Source organism: Mesorhizobium sp. M7A.F.Ca.US.005.03.2.1 (genome assembly GCF_003997795.1).
Taxonomy (GTDB): Bacteria; Pseudomonadota; Alphaproteobacteria; order Rhizobiales; family Rhizobiaceae; genus Mesorhizobium; species Mesorhizobium ciceri.
In genome coordinates, this window is record NZ_RZRP01000601.1 from 1 (window position 1) to 3950 (window position 3950).

At 62.5% G+C, this 3950-nt stretch carries 4 protein-coding genes and 1 pseudogene; 1 reads left to right on the plus strand and 4 read right to left on the minus strand.

The annotated features are described in order from the left end of the window. The coding region (locus EN991_RS26475; RefSeq protein ID WP_206519252.1) for a KUP/HAK/KT family potassium transporter at positions 1-498 on the minus strand (498 nt) is incomplete at its 3' end. 104 nt (positions 499-602) lie between these two features. After that, positions 603-1343 carry a pyridoxine 5'-phosphate synthase gene (locus tag EN991_RS26480; RefSeq protein ID WP_127369871.1) on the minus strand — a complete coding sequence of 247 codons (741 nt, stop codon included), beginning with the start codon at positions 1341-1343 and terminating at the stop codon, positions 603-605. 134 nt (positions 1344-1477) lie between these two features. Between EN991_RS26480 and EN991_RS26485 the strand changes: the two genes are divergently transcribed. Then, entirely contained in the window at positions 1478-1900 is a 423-nt protein-coding gene (locus EN991_RS26485) for an STAS/SEC14 domain-containing protein (RefSeq protein ID WP_127369872.1), read from the plus strand. Here the strand turns inward: EN991_RS26485 and EN991_RS26490 are convergent. Then, positions 1893-3020, minus strand: coding sequence for an ATP-dependent RecD-like DNA helicase (locus EN991_RS26490; protein ID WP_127369873.1), 1128 nt, complete (start codon positions 3018-3020; stop codon positions 1893-1895). The genes EN991_RS26485 and EN991_RS26490 overlap by 8 nt on opposite strands. Positions 3021-3172: 152 nt before the next feature. Continuing rightward, positions 3173-3950, minus strand: a pseudogene (fusA, locus tag EN991_RS26495) (elongation factor G); the annotation flags it as partial.

The window sequence follows — 3950 nt, forward strand, 5'->3', positions numbered from 1 at the left end:
GACCAGTGTCAGCGGCACGACATAAGGCTGGAAGGTCGGCGTGACGACGTTCATGCCTTCGACCGCCGACAGCACCGAAATCGCCGGCGTGATGACGGCGTCGCCGAAGAAAAGCGACGCCCCGACGATGCCGATGCCGAGCATCAGCGCCGAGCGCTTGGGGAAACTGCCGCGCGCCAGCGCCATCAGCGACAGCACGCCGCCCTCGCCGCGGTTGTTCGCCCGCAGCACGAACATGATGTATTTGATGGTGACGATGATGGTCAGCGACCAGATGATCAGCGACAAAACGCCCAGGATGTCACCGCGGTCGGCCACCTGTCCGCCGGAAGATGCCACCAGCGCCTCGCGAAAGGCGTAGATCGGACTGGTGCCGATATCCCCATAGACGACACCGAGCGCGCCCAGCATCAGAACCTTGGTGCTGTGCTGTTCGACTTCCGAATGGCTCGATTGTTCGACGGGTTCTGCCTCACTACCAGTATTGGTAAGGGCCATGGACGACACTCCGATAAGCGCGCGGTGCTCTACGCTTGCTGCGATGCAATATCAAGTGCCGTCGCGTAATGGCTGCCATGCCTGCCATGCGAGGCTGCCCATCGCTACCATCCGCAGGCCTTGAGGAACCGACCCACCGTACCGGCCATGCCATACTCCAACGCGTCGGCTGTCAACCCATGTCCGATCGACACTTCGGCCAATGCCGGAATGCGCTTGACCAGCGCCGGCAGGTTGCCGACCACCAGATCGTGCCCGGCATTGACCTGCAGCCCGGCGGCAAGCGCGGCGTCAGCGGTTTTTCCCAGCCTTTCCAGCTCTTTGGCGGCTTTGGCGGAATCTGTGTGATAGCTGCCATATGGACCTGTATAGAGCTCGATGCGGTCGGCGCCGGTGTCGCGCGCGGCCGCCACCCAATCGGGATCCGGATCGGAAAACAGCGACACGCGAAAGCCCCCCTTCTTCAGGCGCTTGACGATCGGTGTGAGGAACGCGGCCTGGGTAGCGAAGTTCCAGCCATGGTCCGATGTCGCCTGAGCCGGATCGTCCGGCACCAAAGTCACCTGTTCGGGCTGATGCTTTTCCACAAGCAACAGGAAATCCTCGGTCGGATAGCCCTCGATGTTGAATTCCGCGCCCGGAAACTCGTCGTCGATCAGCGACCGGATCTCAGGCACATCGGAGTGTCTTGTATGCCGTTCGTCGGGGCGTGGATGCACCGTCAGCCCATGCGCTCCGGCCGCCAGCGCGATGCGGCCGATGCCGGTGACGCTGGGCCACGGCAGGTCGCGCCGGTTGCGCAGCATGGCGATGGCATTGAGGTTGACGGAGAGCTTTGCAGGCATGCGGGTGGCCTCGGAAATCGTTAGACGCGCCCACCTATAATGCCTTTGACGGGAACAGTAATGCCTTTGGTGGGAACAGACTGGGGGTTTCGGGTGTTCCAAGCCTGATGAACCAGCGGGGAAAGGTAGCGCCGATGAATTTTCTTGATGAGGTGCCGGCAATCCGCCGTATCGAGACCAGCCGTGACGACCTTTTCGCCATCGATGTCGTCGGGCACGTTTCCGCGGCCGATGGTGAAAATCTTTTCGGATTGCTGGAGGCAGCCTACGCCCTGCATCCGCGCGTCGATGTGCTGGTGCGCCTCGTCGACCACGACGGCGTCGACTGGGCCGACATCGCTGACGAGACCCTGAAGCAGGGCGCCATTCATGCATTGGAACATGTCGACCGTTGCGCGACGATCGGCGAACCGGACTGGATAGCGGACGCACAACGCTTTCTGCCGTCCTCACCGCCCATCGAAATCAGGCATTTCAGGGCGGAGGACGAGGCTGCCGCCTGGCAATGGCTTGCCGCACAGCCTATCGGGGCAACAGCATCCGGCGCCCCTACCTGACGATCGTCAGCCGCTCGGCCGCCCGCGTGATGGCGGTGTAGAGCCAGCGCTGGCGGGTTTCCTTGAAGGCCCAGCTTTCATCGAACAGCACGATCTCGTTCCACTGTGAGCCCTGCGCCTTGTGCACGGTCAGCGCGTAGCCATAGTCGAAATCGTCGAAGCGCTTCTTCTGCTGCCAGGGGATATCGGCGTCCGGATCCTCGAACGCCGCCTTGAGCAGCTTGATCTTGGCGACGCCGCGATCCGGATCGTCCTCTTCCGGCGACACCAGAAGGTTGATGCCGGGCTTCACCGTCTCGCGCGACGATGTCATCACCTTCCACAGCGAGCCGTTGAGCAGGCCCTTTGCCGGATCGTTGCGCAGGCAGACGAGCTTGTCGCCGGCCTGCGGATAGTCGGCGTTGAAGCCCTTGAGCTCGCGCAGCCGCTGATTGTAGCGGCGCCGCGTGCGATTGGTGCCGACCAGCACCTGGTCCGCCTTCAGCACCAGTTCCTGGGTAACGTCTTCCTTGCCGATCACCTGCGCCGTGCCATAGTCGCCACGCATGAACTCGCGGCCCTCGCGCACATCGAGCGCCAGCCGCAGGATCGGGTTGTCGCGCGCCTGCCGGTGGATTTCGGTGAGCAGAAAATCCGGCTCGTGGTCGGTGAAGAAGCCGCCGCCCGAGATCGGCGGCAGCTGGCCGGGATCGCCAAGCACCAGGATCGGCGTGCCAAAACTCATCAGGTCACGGCCGAGCTGCTCGTCGACCATCGAGCATTCATCGATGACGACCAGCTTGGCGCGCGAGATCGGGCTTTGACGGTTGAGCGAAAAGGTCGGCGACATCGAGGTCTTGCCGGTGACTTCGTCCGACACCGATTCCTCGCCTTTCGGCCTATAGATCAGCGAATGGATGGTGCGGGCGTTGACCGCGCCCTTGGAGCGCAGCACCTGCGCCGCCTTGCCGGTGAAGGCGGCGAACTGCACCTGGCCGTCGACATGTTCGGCGAAATAGCGCGCCAGCGTCGTCTTGCCGGTGCCGGCATAGCCGAACAGCCGGAACAGCTGCGGCTGGCCGATCTTCAGCCAGCGGGCGACCGCTTGCAGCGCCTCGTCCTGTTGGGGAGAGAATTCCATCAGCGCGAGAGACCGGATTCGCAAGGGAAAGACAAGACAGCCGCCATCATCATCGATGCGCCGGGACGCTTCAGTGCCGCCGACGGGTCAGGCTATCAGGCACAGACAAGAACGTAAAGGGAACAACCGACCACGTCGGCTGGAAGCGAAATTCAGGCAATGGCCATGGCGGCCCGCGGGTCGCGGTCGTCGGGTGGTAGCGGAACGGGAGCGTATCCGGCATAGCTGACGCTCAACCGTGCCTGCCCGTTCGAACAGGACCGGAGTGCATCCTCCAGCTTGGACATATTTCTAAGCGGCACTGTCGCGTTGACGACGACGACCACGCCGCGGATTTCCCGACTCAGGATCTGGCCACGGCGGCTTTGCAGTTCGGCGATGACGTTGCCGACATGGGTTGCTGAAGTCATTACTTCGACCTTCATGATCGGCTCGAGCAACTGCACGCCGAGGCGTGGCGCGGCTTCGCGAAAGCAGGCGCGGCCGGCGATCTCGAAAGCCAGAGCCGAGGAATCGGGATCGTGAAAAGCGCCATCCATCAGCAACGCCTTGACGCCGATCATCGGGAAGCCCGCAAATGGACCTGAGGACAATATGCTGCGCAGCCCCTTTTCGACGCCCGCAATGTATTCGCCATGAAGCGCACCACCGACGATCCTGGACTCGAACACGGAGTCCGCGCTGTCCGCGTTCGGCTCGAACATGATCTTGACGCGGGCGAACTGACCGGTGCCGCCGGACTGCCTCTTGTGCGTGAAGTCCTGCTTGTGCGTACGGGTGATCGTCTCGCGATAGGCCACTTGTGGAGAACCAATATTCACATCGACCTGGGACTCGCGACGCAGGTGGTCAATGATGATGTCGAGGTGGAGTTCGTCCATGAAGGCGATAATGGTCTGGCCCGATTCCTCGTCTTGCATGACGCGGAAG

What these genes read in the sequence shown, in the direction of transcription:
- EN991_RS26485 (WP_127369872.1), top strand. Translation starts at nt 1,478, where the DNA reads ATGAATTTTCTTGATGAGGTGCCGGCAATCCGCCGTATCGAGACCAGC.
- EN991_RS26490 (WP_127369873.1), bottom strand. Translation starts at nt 3,020, where the DNA reads ATGGAATTCTCTCCCCAACAGGACGAGGCGCTGCAAGCGGTCGCCCGC.
- EN991_RS26480 (WP_127369871.1), bottom strand. Translation starts at nt 1,343, where the DNA reads ATGCCTGCAAAGCTCTCCGTCAACCTCAATGCCATCGCCATGCTGCGC.